Origin of the sequence: Arthrobacter sp. Soc17.1.1.1 (assembly GCF_036867195.1) — a bacterium.
GTDB lineage: Bacteria > Actinomycetota > Actinomycetes > Actinomycetales > Micrococcaceae > Arthrobacter_D.
In genome coordinates, this window is sequence record NZ_JBAJII010000001.1 from 3619197 (window position 1) to 3639748 (window position 20552).

At 66.4% G+C, this 20552-nt stretch carries 24 protein-coding genes; 11 read left to right on the forward strand and 13 right to left on the reverse strand.

Features of this window, described 5'->3' with window-relative positions:
• Nucleotides 1–294: 294 nt before the first annotated feature.
• From V6S67_RS16895 to V6S67_RS16910, 4 genes are all read right to left on the reverse strand, one after another.
• Nucleotides 295–984, reverse strand: a complete 690-nt coding sequence (locus V6S67_RS16895) for a Type 1 glutamine amidotransferase-like domain-containing protein (protein ID WP_334211338.1) — start codon at nt 982–984, stop codon at nt 295–297.
• A gap of 120 nt (nt 985–1104) precedes the next feature.
• Entirely contained in the window at nt 1105–1677 is a 573-nt protein-coding gene (locus V6S67_RS16900; RefSeq protein WP_334211339.1) for a DNA/RNA non-specific endonuclease, read from the reverse strand.
• Between the two features lie 550 nt (nt 1678–2227).
• Nucleotides 2228–3703: a hypothetical protein gene (locus V6S67_RS16905; protein WP_334211340.1), complete on the reverse strand. Its 1476-nt coding sequence runs from the start codon at nt 3701–3703 to the stop codon at nt 2228–2230.
• Complete coding sequence (locus V6S67_RS16910) at nt 3700–4107, reverse strand: tetratricopeptide repeat protein (RefSeq protein WP_334211341.1); 408 nt, start codon at nt 4105–4107, stop codon at nt 3700–3702. The genes V6S67_RS16905 and V6S67_RS16910 overlap by 4 nt, the downstream gene beginning before the upstream one ends.
• 412 nt (nt 4108–4519) lie before the next feature.
• On the opposite strand from V6S67_RS16910, the gene V6S67_RS16915 reads away from it, so the two are divergent.
• Nucleotides 4520–4651, forward strand: coding sequence for a hypothetical protein (locus V6S67_RS16915; protein ID WP_334211342.1), 132 nt, complete (start codon nt 4520–4522; stop codon nt 4649–4651).
• A 261-nt stretch (nt 4652–4912) separates the two neighbouring features.
• On the opposite strand, the gene V6S67_RS16920 is transcribed toward V6S67_RS16915, so the two are convergent.
• Both V6S67_RS16920 and V6S67_RS16925 read right to left on the reverse strand, forming a co-directional pair.
• Nucleotides 4913–5164, reverse strand: coding sequence for a hypothetical protein (locus V6S67_RS16920; protein ID WP_334211343.1), 252 nt, complete (start codon nt 5162–5164; stop codon nt 4913–4915).
• 123 nt (nt 5165–5287) lie between these two features.
• Complete coding sequence (locus tag V6S67_RS16925) at nt 5288–5752, reverse strand: Fur family transcriptional regulator (RefSeq protein WP_334211344.1); 465 nt, start codon at nt 5750–5752, stop codon at nt 5288–5290.
• 339 nt (nt 5753–6091) lie between these two features.
• On the opposite strand from V6S67_RS16925, the gene V6S67_RS16930 reads away from it, so the two are divergent.
• Complete coding sequence (locus tag V6S67_RS16930; protein WP_334211345.1) at nt 6092–6421, forward strand: hypothetical protein; 330 nt, start codon at nt 6092–6094, stop codon at nt 6419–6421.
• A 207-nt stretch (nt 6422–6628) separates the two neighbouring features.
• Here V6S67_RS16930 and V6S67_RS16935 read toward each other — a convergent pair whose 3' ends face one another.
• Together V6S67_RS16935 and V6S67_RS16940 are read right to left on the reverse strand one after the other, a co-directional pair.
• Nucleotides 6629–6958 carry a hypothetical protein gene (locus V6S67_RS16935; RefSeq protein ID WP_334211346.1) on the reverse strand — a complete coding sequence of 110 codons (330 nt, stop codon included), beginning with the start codon at nt 6956–6958 and terminating at the stop codon, nt 6629–6631.
• Nucleotides 6958–7380: an ANTAR domain-containing protein gene (locus V6S67_RS16940; RefSeq protein ID WP_334211347.1), complete on the reverse strand. Its 423-nt coding sequence runs from the start codon at nt 7378–7380 to the stop codon at nt 6958–6960. Before V6S67_RS16940 ends, V6S67_RS16935 begins: the two co-directional genes overlap by 1 nt.
• A 287-nt stretch (nt 7381–7667) precedes the next feature.
• On the opposite strand from V6S67_RS16940, the gene V6S67_RS16945 reads away from it, so the two are divergent.
• The 3 genes from V6S67_RS16945 to V6S67_RS16955 all read left to right on the forward strand — a co-directional run bounded on the left by V6S67_RS16945 (nt 7668) and on the right by V6S67_RS16955 (nt 9035).
• The gene (locus V6S67_RS16945) at nt 7668–8138 is read left to right on the forward strand and encodes a hypothetical protein (RefSeq protein ID WP_334211348.1); all 471 of its coding nucleotides are present in this window, start codon (nt 7668–7670) and stop codon (nt 8136–8138) included.
• Between the two features lie 290 nt (nt 8139–8428).
• Nucleotides 8429–8620 carry a helix-turn-helix transcriptional regulator gene (locus tag V6S67_RS16950; protein WP_334211349.1) on the forward strand — a complete coding sequence of 64 codons (192 nt, stop codon included), beginning with the start codon at nt 8429–8431 and terminating at the stop codon, nt 8618–8620.
• Complete coding sequence (locus V6S67_RS16955; protein WP_334211350.1) at nt 8610–9035, forward strand: hypothetical protein; 426 nt, start codon at nt 8610–8612, stop codon at nt 9033–9035. The genes V6S67_RS16950 and V6S67_RS16955 overlap by 11 nt, the downstream gene beginning before the upstream one ends.
• A gap of 129 nt (nt 9036–9164) precedes the next feature.
• Here the strand turns inward: V6S67_RS16955 and V6S67_RS16960 are convergent, their stop codons facing one another.
• Nucleotides 9165–10184, reverse strand: a complete 1020-nt coding sequence (locus V6S67_RS16960) for an alpha/beta fold hydrolase (RefSeq protein ID WP_334211351.1) — start codon at nt 10182–10184, stop codon at nt 9165–9167.
• Between the two features lie 165 nt (nt 10185–10349).
• Between V6S67_RS16960 and V6S67_RS16965 the strand changes: the two genes are divergently transcribed.
• Together V6S67_RS16965 and V6S67_RS16970 are read left to right on the forward strand one after the other, a co-directional pair.
• On the forward strand, nt 10350–10820 hold the full coding sequence (locus V6S67_RS16965; protein WP_334211352.1) for a GNAT family N-acetyltransferase: 471 nt from the start codon (nt 10350–10352) through the stop codon (nt 10818–10820).
• Nucleotides 10821–10926: 106 nt separating this feature from the next.
• The gene (locus tag V6S67_RS16970; protein ID WP_334211353.1) at nt 10927–12135 is read left to right on the forward strand and encodes a cysteine desulfurase-like protein; all 1209 of its coding nucleotides are present in this window, start codon (nt 10927–10929) and stop codon (nt 12133–12135) included.
• Between the two features lie 61 nt (nt 12136–12196).
• Here the strand turns inward: V6S67_RS16970 and V6S67_RS16975 are convergent, their stop codons facing one another.
• Nucleotides 12197–12613, reverse strand: a complete 417-nt coding sequence (locus tag V6S67_RS16975; RefSeq protein ID WP_334211354.1) for a YkvA family protein — start codon at nt 12611–12613, stop codon at nt 12197–12199.
• Between the two features lie 67 nt (nt 12614–12680).
• On the reverse strand, nt 12681–13655 hold the full coding sequence (locus tag V6S67_RS16980) for an EamA family transporter (protein ID WP_334211355.1): 975 nt from the start codon (nt 13653–13655) through the stop codon (nt 12681–12683).
• A gap of 88 nt (nt 13656–13743) precedes the next feature.
• Here V6S67_RS16980 and V6S67_RS16985 point away from each other — a divergent pair, with 88 nt between their 5' ends.
• From V6S67_RS16985 to mmsB, 4 genes are all read left to right on the forward strand, one after another.
• Entirely contained in the window at nt 13744–14289 is a 546-nt protein-coding gene (locus tag V6S67_RS16985) for a CGNR zinc finger domain-containing protein (RefSeq protein WP_334211356.1), read from the forward strand.
• A 225-nt stretch (nt 14290–14514) separates the two neighbouring features.
• Complete coding sequence (gene chvE / locus V6S67_RS16990; protein ID WP_334211357.1) at nt 14515–15636, forward strand: multiple monosaccharide ABC transporter substrate-binding protein; 1122 nt, start codon at nt 14515–14517, stop codon at nt 15634–15636.
• Between the two features lie 68 nt (nt 15637–15704).
• Nucleotides 15705–17252: a multiple monosaccharide ABC transporter ATP-binding protein gene (gene mmsA, locus V6S67_RS16995; protein WP_334211358.1), complete on the forward strand. Its 1548-nt coding sequence runs from the start codon at nt 15705–15707 to the stop codon at nt 17250–17252.
• Nucleotides 17249–18457, forward strand: coding sequence for a multiple monosaccharide ABC transporter permease (mmsB, locus tag V6S67_RS17000; protein WP_334211359.1), 1209 nt, complete (start codon nt 17249–17251; stop codon nt 18455–18457). Before mmsA ends, mmsB begins: the two co-directional genes overlap by 4 nt.
• Before the next feature lie 54 nt (nt 18458–18511).
• Here mmsB and V6S67_RS17005 read toward each other — a convergent pair whose 3' ends face one another.
• Both V6S67_RS17005 and V6S67_RS17010 read right to left on the reverse strand, forming a co-directional pair.
• The gene (locus V6S67_RS17005) at nt 18512–20110 is read right to left on the reverse strand and encodes an ATP-binding protein (protein ID WP_334211360.1); all 1599 of its coding nucleotides are present in this window, start codon (nt 20108–20110) and stop codon (nt 18512–18514) included.
• A gap of 30 nt (nt 20111–20140) precedes the next feature.
• Entirely contained in the window at nt 20141–20512 is a 372-nt protein-coding gene (locus tag V6S67_RS17010; RefSeq protein WP_334211361.1) for a hypothetical protein, read from the reverse strand.
• Nucleotides 20513–20552 lie beyond the last annotated feature (40 nt).

Consider the following 20552-nt stretch of genomic DNA (forward strand, 5'->3'; position numbering starts at 1 on the left):
AAGACCTCCAGTCAGGAGGCGCGGGAAGCAGCGCACACCTCCTCAGCACGACGAGGATGCACGCACCTGCCACAGCGTGCATCGCGGAGTTCATTCACACTCTTCCTGCAAGTGTGTCGCAACCGGTGAGTTGCAGGACACCAGGACGAGACACCCTAACTTCCCGCCGCTACTGCTCGATCTGTGTCTTGATACCCCGTCTCATAGACGGGGTATCGGATGTACGGCAGAAGCGTTGGTTGCAAGACACCTTGACCGGGTGATGATCAGGACGCCAGATGTGAGTCGTTGTCCTCAGCGGTCCTGCTCGGTTTCCTGAGGGAACTGGTGCCAGCTTCCTTCGGAGACCACTTTCACGGTGCCGTCCACGACGGAAATCGCCGTTTGGTCGTCAATCGCATACGCGGGCCCAGCAATGCCCGCAGCCCACCGGTGCGCGCTCTCGGAGGTGTTCGAGGACCAGCCCGGGTAATCCAGGTGAGGAAAAATCGAAAAACCCACCGCGCCCAGCGCCTCGTCACCCCCCTCAGGGTTCCAGTCCAGGAACTGCCGGCCGACCCGCGGGGTCATCACCATGCTGCCAGCACTCACGCCGACCCAGACGGTGTCGGTCAACGACGGCAGCTGATCTGCCAAACCCGACTGTTGCATCCAATGCGCGAGGTAGATCGCCTCCCCACCATCCACAAGTAGGGCGTCGGCCTTCCGCACCCAGGGAATCCAGCGGGTCGGAGCAATGCTCGGCAAGGCCGTCAACTCCAGAACACCGATCGACTTCCAGCCCAACTCGATCAAACCCCGCCCGTTCGGCTCCCCACCAGTCGTCGACCTCCACACCGACTGCGGTGAGCACATCGGCTGCCCCCACTGCGCGGTCGGGATGAAACGGGCATCGCAATCCTCAACGGGCTTCCCAAGCATGTCCACCAACACCGCGCGGATTGACGAGTTGGTGACACCCCCGGATGTCAGCAGCAGCCTCATAATCGACTCCTCACCGAGAGAATGGGCCCCTCCCGTGCCGGCTCACCTGACAGATGCAGCAACCGTACCGCCATCACCTCTGAGCCGGCCTACTCAATGAACTCCTCAGGCAGTGGTTCTTCATGCCCCTTCACCTCTGAGGTCGAAGTCGAGGTCCAGGCACTCCGGGCTGGAGAGCTCCCGCCAGGCGGAGATCACCCGCGCGCTGGGCAGGGCCGCGGCGATCGGCATCCGATCAACCCCGACCAGTTGGTCGAGGTCGAGTCCGGTGAGTGCGGCGATGTCGCGGATCGGCACCTGGAAGGTCCGAAACGGCCCCAACGGTGGCGCGTCATCGCCAACAGCGTCCCCAACAGCGCCGGGCTTCGGCACGTCATCGAAGTCAGCGAGCTGCGGGGTCTGGTCAACGACGTACCCGGTGGCTGCGAGCGAGCCTCCCTGCAGGAAGACGGCGACCTTGAAGTAGCGCAGCGGAATCTCCATGCCCCGGTAGACGGGGTCGACGTCGCTGAAGATCGGGGCCGTGAACACGATCAGGCGCCGGCCGTTGTCGGCGGCGTCCTCGGGGAGGTAGGACTCCAGACCCAGCCAGAGCTCGAGTCCTTGGTTGAACTTCGCGGCCTGCGGGGCGGCGTTGGTGTAGTGGAAGGTGTCCTCGTTGGCCTGCTGCGCCTCGGTCCGGGTGTCCCCCACACTGCTGATGCTCGGCGGACGAGGTCCATGAGCTTCGCCCCGTCGATCCCAAGAGCCGTGATCGCAGCCGGGCGTTTGTCCGGGCGCATCAGCACCGAGAAGTGCGTGTACGGGAGCAGGACCGTCTCGACGCCGGGCAGCGGTGGCACGGGCACTGGGACGCCGATGAACTGCTCGTCGAACCCAGCGCGACCGGCAAGACCCGCGGCCGTGGCAGTGTAAGCGGAGTGGGGTGTGGGCAGGGTGGCGTCCATCCGGTGAAGTTACCCGCGGCAGGTGACAGCGCGATGAACGGTGTCCCCTAGAGCGGGATAGGACCAGTTACGACAATGGCAAGGCCAGCAACAGGAACCGGCACCGCGGCCCAGACCGTAGCGACACTGGCCGCGATCTGGGGCTGCCGAGTTGTGTCTGTTGGCTCATGCCCGAGAGCTATGTACTGCAACCTTCGTGTGCGACACAGTGTCGCTCTTGAGATTGAGAAGCACGGATATCTGGGCGTTGTGAGAACCTGCGGGGTGCTGAGTCGCATCGATTCGATGGCGCTACCTCAGGTAAATACCGGGAATCCGCCGGTGAGAGCGACGATGCCAAGGGTGCACGTGGTGCAGCAAACGAGGAGCAGGAGCAGAACGAATCGTATGCCGAGAAGTCGCGCCTGCAGGTCACTTTCAGGGTGAGCTCCGTGGCCTTGGCGAAGGGTGAACCACTCCACCCAGGGGTTTTCACCGCCCGGGACTGCTTTCGACAGGTGGATGAGGTCGAGCGTCTTGACGGTCCAAAGGATGCCGACCGCGAGCAGGCCGGCGCCTCCGGTGGGATTGCCTCCCGTCGCGGTTGCGATGATCACTGTGACAAGTCCGGTGAAGGCGGCCAGCCAGTACTCGCGGTAGGTCGAGGCGTTGTCCTCGAACCGGAAGGAACGGTAGGTCTCGGGTTGGTGGTCGATGGGGTGGCTGGATGCTCCGAGCCGGCTGATGGTCCGCTCGGCTGACAGGAGACCTACGGCGAGGATGCAGGCGGCCAGTATGAGCAGAACGTCCCCCACCCAGTGGAAGGGTGCCGGGCGCAGCGGGTCCAACACCGTACCGGCGAGGATCAGGGAGCCGGCGGCAACGTATGCCGCCGCGCTATTCCTGGCCCGTCCTGAGGTTGTCAGTTGTTCGCGCAGGTACCCCTTGGGGAGGACACCGTCCAGCTGGCGGTAGCTCGCAATGATCAGTGCGATGTGGAACCAGCCGCCCAGCAAGGCAATCAACATCAGCCCAGGTTCCGGCAGTGGTACGACTGCGCAGAAGGTGAACGCCAGCAGGTGATACCCGAGGTACTGAAGATGAGCCCTCAACCAGCGTGCTGGACCCAAGGCGAGCTCGGCTTCTGCCCGAGCATCGGAGGGACTTGTGCGCAGGATCCCGCTCACGAGTTCATTCTGCTGGCCAACCGTTTCTTCCGTGCCCCTGATGCGCCCCCTGAGCAGAATGAGTTCCCGGCTGTGCGGGTATAGCGCCAGCCCAGCGGCAAGGAGTTCTCGCGCCTCCTGATCCTTCTCGATGAGGGCCGCGGTCTGCGCCGCTTGTGTGAAGGTCCATTCATCGGCCTGTAAGGACAGTGCTCGACGGGCGGCCTCGTAGGCGGCGACGTAGTCCTGCCGCTCCTTCGGGCGCAGGAGCAGCGCCCGGCTGAGCCAGTAGTGGCCGTCGGAGTCCTCGGGGAACTGCTCGATGAAGAACCGGGCAAGCTCGAGGGACTCTTCGGAGCGGCGCTGACCGATAAGTGCTTGCAGAAGGATGGATTGCGCCGCGCTGTTGTGCGGGATGAGTTCCACGGTGCGCCGCGTGGCGTGCTCGGCATCGGCATACTTCTCTTCGAGATTAAGCGCGTTTCCGAGCATCGCCCAGTAGAGGGGCCGGTCCTGATGGTGGGCGGCCTGCCCCTTCAGCAGGTTTACCGCCTCACGCGGTCGTTGCCGGGCGATGAGCACGTCGTAGCGGGCGGATAGGAGGTTGAGGTTGTTGGCCTCGCTCACCGTCGTTTCTTGCCGTTCATCAGCGCTGCAAGGTCGTCGTACCGCCCGGAAGCGTCTCCTATCGTGGTGACAGGTATCTGCTCGGCCTGGACGAACGGCGGCACGGCACTTCCGATCTCGTGCTCTGCCCGCTCCCAATCGAAGCTGGAGGACCCGGTAGTGCTCGGTAGTTCACTCGACCGCGCGGTGGACACCGAAGGCACTTCCGGTGGCGTTGTCAACGCCTTCGCTGCCGACATGAGGACATGCAGCGCCTGTTGATTGTTCGGGTCGGCCCCCAGCGCGGTGCTGGCCTCGGTGATTGCGCCCGCAGCGTCACCTGAGGCCAACAGCATCTGTGCGAGGTGAAGCCTCAGAATGACGTCAGCAGGGTTTCCCTCCAACGCACGACGAAGACTCGACACGATCGACTCACTCCTTGGATCCCCCACCAGATCTCGCCTCTCATAACCAACTCCTGAAAGCGACCACGACGCGGATCAGGAATGGCCGTGAGAACCTCCATCTGGCACTGACTCCCGGGCTTCAGAGCCACGTGCTCGCCTCGCGCCTCAATCCCCTGATACCCGCACGGGAGCCGTTTCCTAGAGCAGAACTTAAGCCCTCATGCGGTCAGTGTTGAAACAGAGCTGCCCATACTGGAAACAGCCCGCAATCGCTCCCGTGGCTCAACGCGCCTAACGGCCCCGGTCAAGGCCGCCTAAGCGGGACGATATGCCCCTCATCCCCAGCACGAAATGGACGTGAATGAACACCCGGCTCGCACCACACGACTCGTTCCCTGACCTCACGCGCCTTCCCACGGAGGAGGTCGAAGTGATCAACAGCAAAGTGCATCGTGAACTGGACTACGAGTACGCCACGACCGGTGACGCTCATCCCGAGACGCAGTTCCGCCTCGAGGAAGTCGACGAGGAACTCGACGCCCGCGACGTCCTCGCCGGCTAGCACAACGCTCCTCCTCGCCGGGAAGAGCTCCAAGCAGCCCCCCTGCACAGAAGCGGGCACGGACCCCGGCCCTGCGGGCGTGTTGCACGTGCTACCCCGGTGACGGAAGGCCAGGCGCCCAGTCCGGGCCCGATTGGGTCCTGCTCGGGAGGCCTGCCCTAATGGGCTATGTGACTCCTACTGTCTAGCAGTGGGCAGGAAGACGCGCAGGGGCGGCAGGGACACGCGAGCTTCCCAGACGATGTGTCGGCGCGTGCTGAACTAGGGGCGCCGACCGGTATAGGTGTATGAGCCGCCGGTGACCGGACTGGGCGCTTCGGTGGTGACGTAGCCTCCAGGAGCAGCAGACGCAGCCGGGCAGGACGTGTAGGTGCCTGCGGTGATGTGGTTTCGCGTGGTCGTGCGCGCCGTCGTCACGTAGCTTCCGCCCAGCGAGGCGGGGATGAAGTGGTTTCGGGAGGCCGGGCGGAGACCCGACGGGCTGGTCCGGATGGTGGAATCGATGAGAGTCATAGTGGCTTCCTTCGTCGTCGGATCCGGGCATGACGGCATGACGGTACAGAACGCCTGCCCGGAAGGAGAACGCTGAACCGGGGTTCGGTCAGCGGCTGATTACTGTGTGGTTTGTTGTGAGTATCAGTGGTCGTCGTCGGTCGACGTGGCAGTGCGGCATTGCTCGCACAAACCGTTGAACGTCACCTCGGCGGCGAAGACCGTGAATCCGGCATTATCAGATGGCTGCAGGCAGGGCGCTTCCCCAATGACGCAGTCGACGTCCCTGACAGCCGCACACCTGATGCAGACGAGATGGTGGTGGTTGTCCCCGACCCTGCACTCGAACAGAGCCGGCGATCCCGGGGGATCGAACCGGCGGACCAGCCCGGCTCCCGTAAAGGCAGCAAGAATCCCGTACACCGCCTGCGGGGAAGTACTGGAAACCTCGTCCTTCACGCCGTCGAAGACGCGCTCCGCACTCGAGTGCGGGAGCTGCTGCAGGGCACGCAGCACGGCGACCCGGGGCGCCGTCACCTTCAGCCCCGACGCCCGGATCATCTGCCGTAGCAGATCGGTGTCGGCGAGGGAAGCAGGTGCGGTAGGCATGGTCACCAGTGTACCGCTTGTTTTGAACTACTCAAAACAAGCGAAGAAATCTCTCTCGGTTCCCCTCAGCGATGCATGTTCCGGTGTCGCGGCCGCCGCACTTCCAATCGAGGCAGGCAAGGCCGAGGTTGTGACAGTGGACGGGACTACTGCGCGTTGCGCCGTCAGTAACCACGCTCACTGGGTATCGTCGTCTCGAGGCCACGACAGGTCCCTTTTCATTCGGTGAAGAGGAACCGGATATGTTTCCAAGTTCTCTCGACGGGTTCGGACCTGTAGGAAGTGACCCCACCTCATCGCCAAACAGTCGCTGATTGTCAGCGAGCAAGGACTGGTTCCATGACTGAAGGCAAGACGCATGGTGATGCCGCCTCAGCGCTGTGGGCGGCCAAGGACAGGAACGACACGCTATCGACCTGGGCTGCAGCTCCAATTGAGCCACCCAACGCCCGTGACCAGATCCGAAAGGTCGAGAGATTCATCGACGCCATAAATGACGTCGTAGTTGACCTTGCCAGCCGGCCGTCAGCGGATACTGACGGCTCCGCGAACAGTGAAGCGGTCGAGTGGGTTCGCCGGGCACTGGAAGACGTGTTGGCCACCTGCACAGGCCTTCATATCAGTTCACGGCAGGACGGATTGATGCGGAACCTCCACTCGGTTCCCTGAGCAACCTCAACAGCCAGTTCCACTGCCGGCAGAACTACACACTTCCCGTACCCCACCATCAAGGCGTCGATAACAAGGGTTTCCTCCACTTCGGCCGGACCACCTTGTCGGGGTTCGTGGTCGACTTCTCAGCCAGGTTCCGATCAGCCCGGCGGGCAGGGCACCGGTGACACCCACGAGGCACCTAGCCCCCTTGAACTACTCGTCTCACTGATTATCGGGGGCGTCGCGGACTTCATACTCCGCGACGGCGCCGGAGAAGGAGAAGTAACGCATCCACACGTCGGCGATGGTCAGTTCCGCCTCGTGGATCGCCCTGATCGTCAACAGACGTTGCTCGGTACTCCTGCGGGTGTTCCTGGTGCTATCACTGTGCGTCGTGTCAAAGCCGGCGTCGGCGTCGGCGTCGGTTCCGTCCCAGTGTTCCCGGGCGGCGGAGCCGTCTCCGGTTTCCCGCTCGAGGGCATCTCCTCGGTCGTTGCGAAGGTTGTTTCGACGGTGGGCGCCGGGCTCGCTGCGGTCCTGGTTGCCGTGCATCAGCGGCCCTCCTTGGAGCGGAAGGTGTCGGGCTCTTGTCGGGTGACGATGGTCCGTGACACCTCGGCCATCGTCATGCGGGTAGTGACGGCCAGCGTGAGCAGGTGCTCAAGCGCCTGATCGGGGTCGAGGTTGTGGCGTTCCATGGCGATGCCCCGGGCGGTGTCGGTGGTGCTATTGCCCTGGAGGGCGTTGTTCAACTCGGCGTTGATCCGCTGGGGTGTGTCGCTGGCCTGGATATGCCCCAGCAGGGCGGCCGCAGCAGTCGCAAGATTGGCCAGTACCTGGGTGTCCGCTGACGAGAACGCGTCCGGTTCACGTGAATACACTCTCAGTGCACCGATGGGTTCCTTGCCCCGGATCAGCGGTGACGTCAGGACCGCACCCCGGCCTCGGCTGCCGCGGCGTTCCAGTGCTTCCACCGTTCATCGGTGGTCGTGTCACGACGAACCGGACGCACCTCTCCTTCGTCGGACCCAGGCGGTGTGCGGTGCATGGTGTCGAGAGTAACCACCGTCCGCGTCGGTGTTGCGGGCAGCTCACCAACAGGTGGACGGCTTTGAGCTCATTCCTTCGGGCTCCACCCGCCCACACATGGATGACCCGCAACCCCCACCCTCGTCCCCTTGTCCGGCTTCCCAAATAATCGAACCTGTGTTCTATTTTAAAGCCTGCACAAGGACCATCAGGGGTAAGGGAGAAGCAGCCGATGACAGCGCAACCAGTGGACACCACACCACCCACAGAACCAGCCCGCAACACAGCCCAGCACACGACTCAGGACACTGCGCGCGAGGGCACACGGGCAGGTGCGTGGCACGTCCTGGACGAGCCGGCAGCCGTCCGGTTCCTGCCTTCCGGCACGCCCCTGGCGCTGCGCTGGCGGGGCAGTATCTGGCAGGTCATCGGCGAACCTCTCGCCTGGTCAAGCTGCGACACGTGGCGGGAACCCGACATCAACTTCCCGGGCACAGGCAACAGCCACGCTTGCCAGACCCGCCATGGCAGCGTCGGCAGCATGGACGGGCGAGGCGGCCGGAGCAGTGTTGGTACGACCCGGTTCTGGCGGTTCCGCGCCCAGACCGGGCCGGCATCCCCAGTCCTGGAGTTCGACATGAACGCCGATGCCCGGTGGGAGGACTGGCGGCTGCGCCGCGTCACCACCATCGAGGGCTACTAGTAGTTCTGACGAACACGGATCGTCACGAACAGTGTCCGACCAGGTCCGCTTCACACAGCGTGAGCAGTAGGTGGTGGGCAAGTTGATCGGGTACGCCCCGTTCCCCGGTTCCAGACAGCGTGGGCTTCTCCGATCGCTGATGTCACGTCCCATCCCCCTAGCTCGATCGTTCACTTCGTCAGCACGCGGAGGAACGCGTCGGGGCAGCGGCTCCTGCCGAAATCATTGACAATCACCCTTCGTGTAAAGCAACCTTGTCAGGACAAGCATGCTTTACACGAAGGGGCGGCGTGCAGAACAGTATCCGGGATCTTCGCGCCGAAGCGGGTATGTCGCAGCGGGAGCTGGCCGAGGCCCTTCAGGTCTCGCGGCAGACCGTCAATTCGATCGAGACGGGCCGCTACGATCCGTCCCTGCCCTTGGCTATCGCCATCGCCCGCTACTTCCATCGCCCGGTAGAGGAGATTTTTGATGCAGACTGACACACGCGTTTCACGCAACGTGGTGGCTCTCGGGATCCTAGGGGTGATCCTCGGTTTGGTGACCGTCACCGTGGTGCTGCTCCGTGAGCATGCCCCAGGGAACATGATTCCCGGGTTCCTCGTCGGACTGGGGATCGGGGTCGCCGGAGCCCTGGTCATGGCATGGCGCGTACTCCGCCGACCGGAGCGCGCCTCGACCTTCGAACGCGCGTGGACGCAGACCGGCGACGAACGCGAGGACACACTCCTGACCCGGGCGTTGGCCGTCGTCGGGCTGGTCTCCCTTCCCCTGGTCGGGATCGCCACGCTCGTCATCGGCTTCGGAGCCGAACCAGCAATGGTCATGACCCTGCTCATGGGCACGCTGTTCATCACCGGGGGCACGTCGTTCGCGGTCTTCAACCACCGCAGCTGACCGCACCGCAGGCTGGCAGCTTTCGGCCGCCTCACCGCTCCTGAACCACAGGCAGTCCCTGGTTGCTGACCGAGCCCGCACGAAAACCCCTTGCCTGCCCCCTTCCATGCAGCCTGGACAGCCGTTCGTCTAATCGCGACCCCTGGCTCGCGCTTCGGCCTGTTGCTCGCGTCCGAGCTCCACCAGGCGATCGTCATCGGTCTTGTTGCCCTTGAACTCGATCACGGCGCCCTCCACTTCGTCGACCACGGCCTTCACCGAGTCCGCAGGACTGAGCGAGACCTCCTGCTTCGGCGCTTGCGGAACGACGGCGATGCCCGCATCATCGCCGCCCTCCGCGCCCGCGCGGACCGCGCCGACGGCTGCGCGCGTCACGCGCGCACCGCTCGCATGCCGGACGCAGACACCGGCGACCTCGCGAGCATGAGCATGCATCACCGAATGGGCGGCGCCCTCGATCTCGACGACGTCGACAGCTCGCGGGAACGCACGGCTCAACCGCGTGACCCAGGGACGTGGACACACCGCGTCGTGCTCGCCGCGGATGACGAGCGTCGACGCGCGCACACGGGCCGCCGTCCGCTCGATCGGGTAGGACATCATGCGCGGCAGGATCTTGAAGAACCACCCGAAGCCACACGTCAGATACGCGACCACGGCGAGGAGCTTCACCCGGAAGGGTTCATGGAGGCTGGCCCGGAGGAAACGAAGGGTCTGGACGGGAACGGTGCGGGCCGAGGCGTCGATGACCGGACTGATCAGCACGAGGGTGGTGAGCTCGGGCCGTGCCGCGACGAGATCGGTACAGATCTGCGTGCCCATCGAATGTCCGACGATCACGGGATCCTCGAGCCCGAGGTCGTCGATCGCCGTGCCGACGAGCTCCGCGAACTGACTGATCGACAGGGCGTGGCGGGCGTGCGGCACACCGCCGAACCCGGGCAGGTCGAGGGCATGGACGGGCCCGAACTGCATCAGGTGCGGCGCGAGCTGCTCGAAATAGTGCGAGGACACCCCGATGCCCGAGACGAGGATGAACGGCCTGTCGCCCACCTCCCCCACCGAACTCACCCGTGCCCAGACACCATCGCCCTGAATCCTTCGCACGACGATGTCCGGGCGGGGATCCAACTTCTCACTTTTCGTCACGTCCCATTCTCCTATGAGACGTCAGGACACCTGATCCGGGAGTCCAGGGCTGCCGCGCCTCCTGCCCACCTGCCCGTGCGACGGCCCGACCGTGAAAGACATCTGCACAGGCCCGGGCCGACCCTGAAACGCTGGTGAAATGGGGGGCCACTACCCTTATGTCTCATGCCGTGCACCATCCGACCTGCCGATTTCGGGGATCCCGCCCTCGAGGCCTTCCTGCGTGCCCACCTGGCCGACATGGCACCGGAGTCCCCGAAGGAGAGCCAGCACGCGCTGGACCTCGCTGCCCTGCAGCAGCCGGGCGTCAGGCTGTGGGTCGCCTGGCACGAGGGGCGCATAGCGGGCACCTGCGCACTGGCGGTGCTGGAGCCAGGGCACGAGGAGCTCAAGAGCATGCGGACGGAGCCCGAGCTGCGGGGACGGGGAATTGCGTCGGAGCTCCTGGATCACGTGCTCGCGGACGCCCGAGCACGTCAGGTCGATCGCATCTCCCTGGAGACCGGAAGCATGGAGTTCTTCGCGCCCGCCCGGGCACTCTACGCCAGGCATGGCTTCGATCCGTGCCCACCCTTCGGCTCCTACAGGCACGATCCCCACAGCACCTACATGACGCGCGCACTGACGACCGCCTGACCTCTCCGGGAGGTAGGAGGCGGTAACCAGAGTGTCAGCTCGAAAGATCAGCTCTGATCGCGATGAGGTGTTTCCCGTCTGGACGCTCACCTGAGAAGGTGGCGACATGACCCTGGACATCGCTGCCTTCCGCGCGAACTTCCCCGCCCTGCTCACCGGCACCGCCTATTTCGACGGCCCTGGAGGAACGCAGGCCCCCACCGTCGTGGGAGCCGCGATCGCCGACGCCATCACCAGCCCGCTGTCCAACCGCGGTTCCGGCATGGGCTCGGAGAGGAACGCCGAAGCGGCGGTCAGCGGATTCCGGGAGGCGATGGCCGACCTGCTCGGGGCGCACCCTCGCGGTGTCGTCTACGGGCGAAGCGCCACGCAGCTCACCTACGACTTCTCCCGACACCTCGCCAAGACCTGGCAGCCGGGCGACGAGATCGTCGTCTCACGCCTGGATCACGACTCCAACATCCGCCCCTGGGTGCAGGCAGCCGACGCGGTCGGTGCCACCGTGCGCTGGATCGACTTCGACCCGGAGACCACGGAGATCGACGAAGCGTCCGTCGCTGCCGCAATCACCGAGCGCACGAAGCTGGTGGCGATCACCGCCGCGTCGAACCTGCTCGGCACGAAACCGCCAGTACGCCGCATCGCCGATGCCGCGCATGCTGTCGGCGCACTGGTCTACGTGGACGGGGTGCATTACACCGCTCATGCGGCGGTCGACGTGGCGGCGCTGGGAGCCGACTTCTTCGCCTGCTCGCCGTACAAATTCCTCGGGCCTCACTGCGGTGTTCTCGTGGCCGACCCGGAGCTGCTGGAGTCGCTGCAGCCGGACAAGCTGCTGCCTTCCACGAACGCGGTGCCCGAGCGGTTCGAGTTCGGCACCCTCCCCTACGAGATCATGGCCGGCGCCACGGCGGCCGTGGATTTCCTGGCAGCGATCGCGCCGGCTGCGGAGACCGGCCGCCGCGCACGCCTTCGTGCATCCGCTCACGTGGTCGATGAGCACGAACTCGCGTTGCGCCGCCGCATCGAGGCAGGACTGACCAAGCTGGGCGACGCCGTCACGCTGCACTCCAGGGCCCAGGACCGGACACCGACACTGCTGGTGACCTTCCCGGGCCGGTCCTCCGCGGACGCCTACCGATTCCTCGCGGACCAGGACATCCTCGCGCCGGCCGGTTCCTTCTACGCGTACGAAGCCTTCCAGCGCATGAATCTCGAGGACAGCGCCGCCCTGCGGATCGGACTGGCGCCGTACAACAGCGACGACGACGTCGACCGCCTCCTGACCGCGCTCGGTGACTTCGTTGCCCCGTGACGCGGAATCAGGAAATGCCTGACGTCACAGACCCTGCAATGACTCTTCGGTAGTGGGCCTCTCAGGGGGTGGACGTACCGGCCAGACGCTGGATCAGGGAAAGACCGGCAGGCGATCCCGGCCAGTGCTGTTCCAGTGGTTCGCTACCCGCTCTGCGGATGACCGAGCGCAGGACCAGGGCGACAATGATGGCGTCATCCGCGTAGCCGATCACCGGAAGGAAATCGGGCACCAGGTCGATGGGCGAGGCGAGGTACATCAGCAGCAGGACCAGACGAACCCGGATCCCGCGCGGGAGCGTCCGGTCGGCGGTCAGCCGGCGCAGCAGTGTCAGCAGGTCCGGCAGCAGGCGGAGCGCCTCCTTCAGGCTCACCGTCTCCGGGTGGCGGCGGGCGTAGGAGGCCAGGAACACGAGCAGCACGGCGTAGATCAGGACCACGCCGCCGATGACGGCGATCGCCACATCCCACCAGTTCATGCCGTCGCTCCTTCGGTGATGCGCTGAAGCGTATGACGGGCCTCGATGCGCATCACCCTCCGCGCCGTCACGGCCTCGGCAGCGGCTCCACCGGACTGGGCCGGTCGAGCACCGCCGCGGCGGCGTCGTCGGGTGCCGACCGCAGTTCGTCCAGCCGCACGCACACCACGCCGGCGACGATCAGGAGCCCGCCCAGCAGCTGAACGGCGCCGGGCAGTTCGCCGAGGATCAGCCACGCCGCGAGGACGGCGAACATCACCTCGGTCAGCGCTACGAAGCTCGCGACCTTGGACCCCAGGCGCTGCGCCGCCACGATGCCGGTCACATAGGCCGCGACGGTGGCGACGAGGACGAGGACGGCCACCGGCAGCACCCAGCTGTACGTCCGCCCGGCGAGCTGGACGTCCGTGAACACGAAGCGGAACGGCATGATGTTCGTGACGCCGAGCACCAGGATGGTGAGCGCGCCCACCACCATCCCGCCGCCCGCCATGACGAGCGGCGGCAGCGAGTCGTCGACGCGGGCGGACATCAGGAAGAACACCACGAGGCAGACGGCGGCGGCGAGGCCGAACAGCACACCCACGGGGTCGAGCCGTGCGTCACCCGCGAGATCGAGGACGAGCAGGAGCCCGAGGACGGCGGTCACGGAACCGATCAGCGTGAGCGCGTTCGGCGCCTTCCGCGAGCGCAGCCAGAGGAATCCCACGATCAGCACCGGCGCGAGGTACTCGAGCAGCAGCGAGACGCCGACGGACATGCGCTGCACGGCATTGAAGTAGAAGAGCTGGCACAGGGCGATCGCCGTCGTGCCGTAGATGGTGACGGTGAGCGCGTTGCCGCGCATGGTGGACCAGCGGCCGCGCAGCGCGATCAGCACGGGCACCAGGAGCACGACGGCGGCGCCTCCGATGCGGAGGCCGACGGCGGCTCCCGGGCTCCAGCCGATCTCCAGGAGCGACTTCGCGAAGGGGCCGGAGACGCCGAACGCCGCCGCGGAGATCAGGGCTATCCAGAGGCCGGTGGCGGGGCGCAGGGTCATGTCCGCTCGTTTCGTGTCGAAGATTGGTGTCACGAGTGTGAAGTAGTTATGGTCGTGACACTAGGCGTGGTCGATGTCAGGAGTCAACATGCTTTTCACGTATGACACGGAAGTGGCACTTTCCTCCGCGGCCGCGCTCATCAATACCGCCAAGGAAGACGCCGATCCCCTGGACACCCTCGAGGGACTCGACCGGTTCCTCGAGGAGCAGCGGTTCTCCGGCTCCCGGACCCACACGGATGCCGAACTGCAGTCCGTCCGCGCCCTGCGGTCCGAGCTGGAGGTGATCTGGTTCGCGGAGGAGGACGACGCCGTCGCACGCGTCAACGCGATCCTCCGGCGGGCGAACGCACTCCCCCAGCTGGTCAGGCACGACGAGTGGGACTGGCACCTCCACGCCACCGCGCCCGAGGCGCCGCTCGAGGAGCGCATGGCCACCGAGGCCGCGATGGCCCTCGCGGACGTCATCCGCGGGCACGAACTGGACCGCCTGCGCTCCTGCGCGGCCGAGGACTGCGACGGCGTGGTGCTGGACCTCTCGCGCAACCGCTCCCGCCGCTTCTGCGACACCGGCAACTGCGCGAACCGCACGCATGTGAAGGCCTACCGGGCGAGGAAGGCGCAGGGCGCCTAGGCGGTCGCAACGTCTCAGTCGCATAACGTTTGCTGACGCTCTTGATGTAACCCGCGTCACTGGATATGTTGTGTTCGCCTACATATTGCTGATGGTGACATCGGCCGGGCGCTACAGCGTTGTATCAGCTCGATCCTGCCAGACGGCACACCAGAGGCGCCCCCGACCGTCACTCCCGGCCTCGCCTCGGCCCGTCCGGCCGGATCCATTTCAAAGGCGTAACCCATGACCACCATCAAGAATGTCTCGGCCTTCCTCCTGGCCGTCGGCGTCGCAGCGGGGATGTCTGCGTGCGCGCCGGCGGGCTCCACCGCTCCGGAGGCCGAAGGCGAGGAGACCACGACCTGCAACGTCGGCATCTCCATGCCGACCCGGAGCCTGGAGCGCTGGATCAACGACGGCGAGGGACTCAAGGAGAAGCTCGAAGCCGCCGACTGCACCGTCGATCTCCAGTACGCGGACAACAAGACCGACCAGCAGATCAGCCAGATCCAGAACCAGGTGGCCGGCGGGGCGAAGATCCTCGTCGTCGCGGCCATCGACGGCCAGACCCTCGGCCCCGCCCTCGAGGAGGCCAAGTCCCAGGACGTCAGCGTCATCGCCTACGACCGCCTGATCAACGGCACCGAGGCCGTCGACTACTACGCCACCTTCGACAACTACAAGGTCGGGCAGCTCCAGGGCCAGTTCATCGAGGAGCAGCTGGGTCTCGCCGACGGGAAGGGCCCCTTCAACCTCGAGCCCTTCGCCGGCAGCCCCGACGACAACAATGCGGCGTTCTTCTTCGCCGGCGCCTGGGACGTCCTGCTCCCCTATGTCGAGTCCGGCCAGCTGGTCGTCCCGTCCGAGAAGTCTCCGGCGGACAACGACGGCTGGAAGGCCATCGGGATCCTGGGATGGGGCTCCGACGACGCGCAGGCGGAGATGGACAACCGCCTGCAGTCCTTCTACACCGGCGGTGACAAGGTCGACGTCGTGCTGTCGCCGAACGACAGCCTGGCGCTCGGCATCGAGGCCTCCCTCGACGCCGCGGGCTACAAGCCCGGCACGGACTGGCCCATCATCACCGGCCAGGACGCCGACGTCGCCAACGTCAAGGCGATCCTCGCCGACCAGCAGGCGATGACGGTCTGGAAGGACACCCGTGAGCTCGGCGGGCAGGTCGAATCCATGATCGCCGCGATCGTCGCCGGCGACGAGGTCGAGGTCAACGACACCGAGACCTACGACAACGGCACCAAGGTGGTGCCCTCGTACCTCCTGGACCCCGTGGTGGTCACGAAGGACGACGTGGAGCCGACGCTCGTCGACTCCGGCTTCGTCAGCGCAGCAGACATCGGTCTCTGACCACCGAGCGACAGGGCGGGATGCGGGACACCGCGCCCCGCCCTGCCTAGGACGGAAGCGGGAGCAGCATGAGTGACGTCATTCTCCGGATGGACGGCATCGTCAAGGAATTCAACGGCATCCGCGCGCTCGACGGCGTCTCGGTGGACGTCGAGCGCGGCGAGGTGCACGCCATCTGCGGCGAGAACGGGGCCGGGAAGTCCACCCTGATGAAGGTGCTGAGCGGCGTCTATCCGCACGGCAGCTTCGACGGGACGATCACGCTCGACGGCAAGCCGGTCGCCTACAGCTCGATCAACGACAGCGAGCGCGACGGCGTGGTGATCATCCACCAGGAACTGGCGCTCAGCCCGTACCTGTCCATCGCCGAAAACATCTTCCTCGGCAACGAGGTGCAGCGCGGCGGCGTGATCGACTGGAACCGGACGAACCTCATGGCCGCCGAACTCCTCGACCGCGTGGGCCTGCAGGAGAGCCCGGCGACGAAGGTCCTGGAGCTCGGGGTCGGCAAGCAGCAGCTCGTCGAGATCGCGAAGGCGCTCTCCAAGGAGGTGAGGATCCTCATCCTCGACGAGCCCACGGCCGCCCTGAACGACGACGATTCGGCGCACCTGCTGGGCCTGATCGAGCAGCTGAGGGACCAGGGCATCACCTCGATCATCATCTCCCACAAGCTGAAGGAGATCCGGGCGATCGCCGACACGGTGACGGTCATCCGCGACGGGCAGACCATCGAGTCCTTCCGCGTCGAGGACACCGACGACATCGAGACCCGCATCATCCGCGCCATGGTCGGACGCCCGCTCGACAGCCAGTTCCCTCCACGGGAACCCAGCATCGGTGCGGAGAAGCTCCGGGTCGAGGACTGGACCGTGCACCACCCGATCGACGTGGAGAGGGTGGTCGTCGACCGGGCCTCCTTCACCGTGCACGCCGGTGAGATCGTCGGATTCGCCGGGCTCATGGGAGCCGGGCGGACCGAGCTCGCCATGAGCATCTTCGGCCGCTCCTACGGCAGCGGCATCTCCGGGCGCGTCTATAAGGACGGCGTCGAGATCCAGACGCGGTCGGTCGGCGAGGCGATCCGCAACGGCATCGCCTACGTCACCGAGGACCGCAAGCGGTACGGGCTCAACCTGATCGGGAGCATCACGGTCAACGTCTCGGCGGCGGCCCTCGGCAAGCTCGCCCGGCTCGGCATCATCGACCGCAACAGGGAGTACGCCGTCGCGGACGAGTACCGGAAGCAGATGAACATCAAGACCCCCAGCGTCTCCTCCGTGGTGGGCAACCTCTCCGGCGGGAACCAGCAGAAGGTGGTCCTCAGCAAGTGGATCTACTCGGGCCCGGACGTCCTGATCCTCGACGAGCCCACGCGCGGCATCGACGTCGGCGCCAAGTACGAGATCTACGGGATCATCAACGAGATGGCGGCCCAGGGCAAGGCCGTGATCGTCATCTCGAGTGAGCTGCCCGAACTGATCGGGCTCTCGGACCGCATCTACACCATCGCGGAAGGCAAGCTCACCGGCGAGCTGGATCGCGCCCACGCCAGCCAGGAGGAACTCATGCGCCACATGACAGCCGCCAGGAGCCAAGGAGCAGGAACACCATGACCACCACCACGCCGGAGCAGGCCACGGCCCCCGTCCCGCCGAGTCCCGGAACGGTGAGGAAGAAGCGGCGGCGCGTCGACATGCGGCAGTACGGCATCCTCGCCGCCCTCGCCGTCATCATCCTCCTGTTCCAGGTCCTCACCGGAGGCCGGCTGCTGTACCCGGGCAACGTGAGCAACCTGATCCAGCAGAACGCCTATGTCCTCATCCTGGCGATCGGCATGGTCATCGTGATCATCGCGGGCCACATCGACCTCTCGGTGGGGTCCATCGTGGCGACGGTCGGAGCCGTCGCGGCGCTCTCGATGAATAGCTGGGGGCTGCCCTGGGGGGCCGCCGTCGCGCTGTCGCTCCTCGTGGGCGCCCTGATCGGGGCGTGGCAGGGTTTCTGGGTCGCCTTCGTGGGCATACCGGCCTTCATCGTGACGCTGGCCGGCATGCTCGTCTTCCGCGGCGTCGCGCTCGTCCTGCTCACCGGTGGGACCATCAGCGGGCTCCCCCGGTCCTTCAACTCCATCGGCTCCGGCACCCTCCCCGTGACCGGGACACCGGACCTCATCACCCTCGGCATCGGTGCGCTGGCCTCACTGGCCCTGGTGGTCCAGCAGCTCAAGGGCCGCGCCGACCTCCGGCGCCTGAACCTCCCCCGCGAACGCACGGTGTCCTTCGTCCTGAAGATCGCGATCGCCGTCGTCGCCATCATGTACCTGTGCTACCTGCTCGCCTACAACCGCGGGACCCCGATCATCCTGATCATCCTCGCGACGCTTGTACTGCTCTACTCGTTCCTCCTGTCCCGGACGGTGTTCGGACGCCATGTCTACGCCATGGGAGGCAACCTCTACGCCGCCATGATGTCCGGTGTGAAGACGAAGTGGGTCAACTTCTTCATCTTCGTCAACATGGGATTCCTCGCCGGACTAGCGGGCGTGGTCAGCACCGCCCGTGCCGGGAGCGCCGTGGCGTCCGCCGGAGGGAGCTTCGAGCTCGACGCGATCGCCGCCGTCTTCATCGGCGGTGCCGCCGTCCAGGGCGGGGTCGGGACCGTGGTGGGGGCCGTCATCGGCGGCCTCGTCATGGGTGTCCTCAACCAGGGCCTCTCCATCCTCTCGGTGGACGCCGCCTGGCAGCAGGTCATCAAGGGCCTCGTGCTCCTGCTCGCCGTGGCATTCGACGTCTACAGCAAGCGGCGCACCGGCCGCTGAGCAAGGATGGGCACCAAATGGGCCGACGGGCCGACGGGCCGACGGACGGTGGGCTCAGCGCCCGCCGTCGTCGGTGGGCGCATCGTCGGCCCGGCCGATACCCTGCACGCCGTCGTCGGGGAAGCCGTCCTCGTAAGAGCCGCCGTCGGCGAAGCCCTCGCCCTCGAAGGACAGGGAGACCGAGGACCCGTACGCGGGCGAGTAGCTCCCGGAGTAGTAGGTGGCCGGCCCGGGGGCGTACCCGAAGGAGCCGCCGTGCGCGGAAGGCATGCCGTCCTGCGGGCCGGGGCCGTTGCTCCCGAGCAGGCTCCGCGTCAGGGATGCGCCGTCGGCCATCAGTTCGTCCACGGAGGCCAGCAGGTGCGCGTCCGCCACGGGCGTGTCCTGCAGCGCGGCCCCGAGGACCGCGCGGCGCACGAGTTCACGCGTGAACGACGCCGTGGTTCCCTCGGTCCGCGCGGCGGCGGCCCCGATGGCATCCTCGCCGAAGGGGAGATCGCGCGCGTACAGACGCAGCAGGGCGGCCCGCTCGTGCTCCCCGGGAAGCGGCACCTCCACGGCGAGGTCCACCCGCCCGGGGCGCTGGGCGAGGGCCCGCTCGAGCATGTCCACGCGGTTGGTGGTCAGCACGAACGTGACGTCGGCGTCGTCGTCGAGCCCGTCCATGGCGTCCAGCACCTCGAACAGGAGGGGCTGCGGCCCGTGCCCGAAGCTGCGGTCCTCGGCGATCAGGTCGCAGTCCTCGAGGACCACGATGGACGGCTGGAGTGCGCGGGCGGTCCGGGCCGCCTCGCCCACGTGCCGCAGCGTCCCGCCCGTGAGGATGATCGCCGTCGTCCCCGCGCTCGCGCTCAGCAGGTACCGGACGGTGTGGGTCTTGCCGGTGCCGGGCGGACCGTAGAGGAGGATGCCGCGCTTGAGGTGCTGCCCTGCCGCGACCAGGGCCTGCCGGTGCGCGGCGATACCGAGCGCGTGTTCGCTGACGCGGTCCAGGAGTCCTTCGGGGAGGATCACGTCACCGGCGTCCAGGGTGGGCCGGTGATGGAAGGTGACGCCCGCGCTGCTCGGCCCGAAGTCCTCGACGGTGAAGGACAGCACCTGCCCCTTCATCACGCTCTCGCGCTGCATCCTGCGCCGGAACTCGGCGAGGAACCCGGCGACGGCGACGGCATCCGCGCACAACACCTCGAGCGACGCGGTCCCCCGGTTGTAGCGGGGCTCGGCCTTGCGCTGCAGGACCGCAAGGGGCACGCCATCACGCTCGAACAGCCGGAGGCCCAGTGCCACCGCCTGCCGCTGCTCGTCCGGACCGATCGGCAGATTGGCGTAGTCGGGCTGGGACAGCGGGAAGCTCGGATTCACCCCGGACTGCTGCACGATGTCGCTGAAGGACAGGTGGTGGCGGTGGTCCCCGCCGCCGATGCCCACGCACCGCCCGTCCGCCGTGAGTGACGCCAGCACGATGTCGGCGTCCACGAAGCGGTGGGCAGGTACCTCCTCGACGACGACCGGCACGCCGGCGGGGTCGGTGCCGAGGTGGGCCGAGAGCGTGTCGAAGAGTTCCCGGCCGCGCGCCGAGTGCGGCTGCGCCTCCAGTGCCAGGCGCGCGAGCACGCCGAAATCCCTCATGAATCCCGTGATGTCATCCCCCATGCTCGGAGGCTAACAGGGACGTCAAGGGGACTAGCTGTCCTGCGTCGGCAGGCGCTCCCCGAAACGCGGTTCGTCGTCGGTCTCGCCCGGGGGCCGCTTGACCGACGGTTTGGGGTCGGGCGTCGCGGACGAGCGGTTGACGCCGGAACCCTGGCTGAGGTGCTCGGCGTTGGGTGTCTCGGCCATCATGAGCATCGCGCAGATCACCAGGGACACGATGAAGGCGATCCCGGCGGCCGTGAGGCCCAGGTCGACGCGCAGCTCCTTGGAGCCACCACCGGTGGCGAAGATGGACGTCGCGACACCGGCCACGACGGCCAGGACGGCGGAGAAGACGAGGGGTGCCTTGATGCCGTGGCGGAATCGTCCCTGCGTGGGTTTCCCCGACTGGCGGTTGGCCACGGGCACTCCTTCCGGTTCCGAATATTTCTACGAGGCGTAG

Coding starts and splice junctions, on each gene's coding strand:
- V6S67_RS16975 (WP_334211354.1), bottom strand. CDS start 12,613: ATGAACTGGTGGGATGTGGCGATCGCCGTCATCGGCGGCGTGGTCCTG.
- V6S67_RS16970 (WP_334211353.1), top strand. CDS start 10,927: ATGACCCTGGACATCGCTGCCTTCCGCGCGAACTTCCCCGCCCTGCTC.
- V6S67_RS16985 (WP_334211356.1), top strand. CDS start 13,744: ATGCTTTTCACGTATGACACGGAAGTGGCACTTTCCTCCGCGGCCGCG.
- V6S67_RS16925 (WP_334211344.1), bottom strand. CDS start 5,752: ATGCCTACCGCACCTGCTTCCCTCGCCGACACCGATCTGCTACGGCAG.
- V6S67_RS16965 (WP_334211352.1), top strand. CDS start 10,350: ATGCCGTGCACCATCCGACCTGCCGATTTCGGGGATCCCGCCCTCGAG.
- V6S67_RS16930 (WP_334211345.1), top strand. CDS start 6,092: ATGACTGAAGGCAAGACGCATGGTGATGCCGCCTCAGCGCTGTGGGCG.
- V6S67_RS16980 (WP_334211355.1), bottom strand. CDS start 13,655: ATGACCCTGCGCCCCGCCACCGGCCTCTGGATAGCCCTGATCTCCGCG.
- V6S67_RS17005 (WP_334211360.1), bottom strand. CDS start 20,110: ATGGGGGATGACATCACGGGATTCATGAGGGATTTCGGCGTGCTCGCG.
- mmsA (WP_334211358.1), top strand. CDS start 15,705: ATGAGTGACGTCATTCTCCGGATGGACGGCATCGTCAAGGAATTCAAC.
- V6S67_RS16935 (WP_334211346.1), bottom strand. CDS start 6,958: ATGCACGGCAACCAGGACCGCAGCGAGCCCGGCGCCCACCGTCGAAAC.
- V6S67_RS16920 (WP_334211343.1), bottom strand. CDS start 5,164: ATGACTCTCATCGATTCCACCATCCGGACCAGCCCGTCGGGTCTCCGC.
- V6S67_RS16895 (WP_334211338.1), bottom strand. CDS start 984: ATGAGGCTGCTGCTGACATCCGGGGGTGTCACCAACTCGTCAATCCGC.
- mmsB (WP_334211359.1), top strand. CDS start 17,249: ATGACCACCACCACGCCGGAGCAGGCCACGGCCCCCGTCCCGCCGAGT.
- V6S67_RS16955 (WP_334211350.1), top strand. CDS start 8,610: ATGCAGACTGACACACGCGTTTCACGCAACGTGGTGGCTCTCGGGATC.
- V6S67_RS16945 (WP_334211348.1), top strand. CDS start 7,668: ATGACAGCGCAACCAGTGGACACCACACCACCCACAGAACCAGCCCGC.
- chvE (WP_334211357.1), top strand. CDS start 14,515: ATGACCACCATCAAGAATGTCTCGGCCTTCCTCCTGGCCGTCGGCGTC.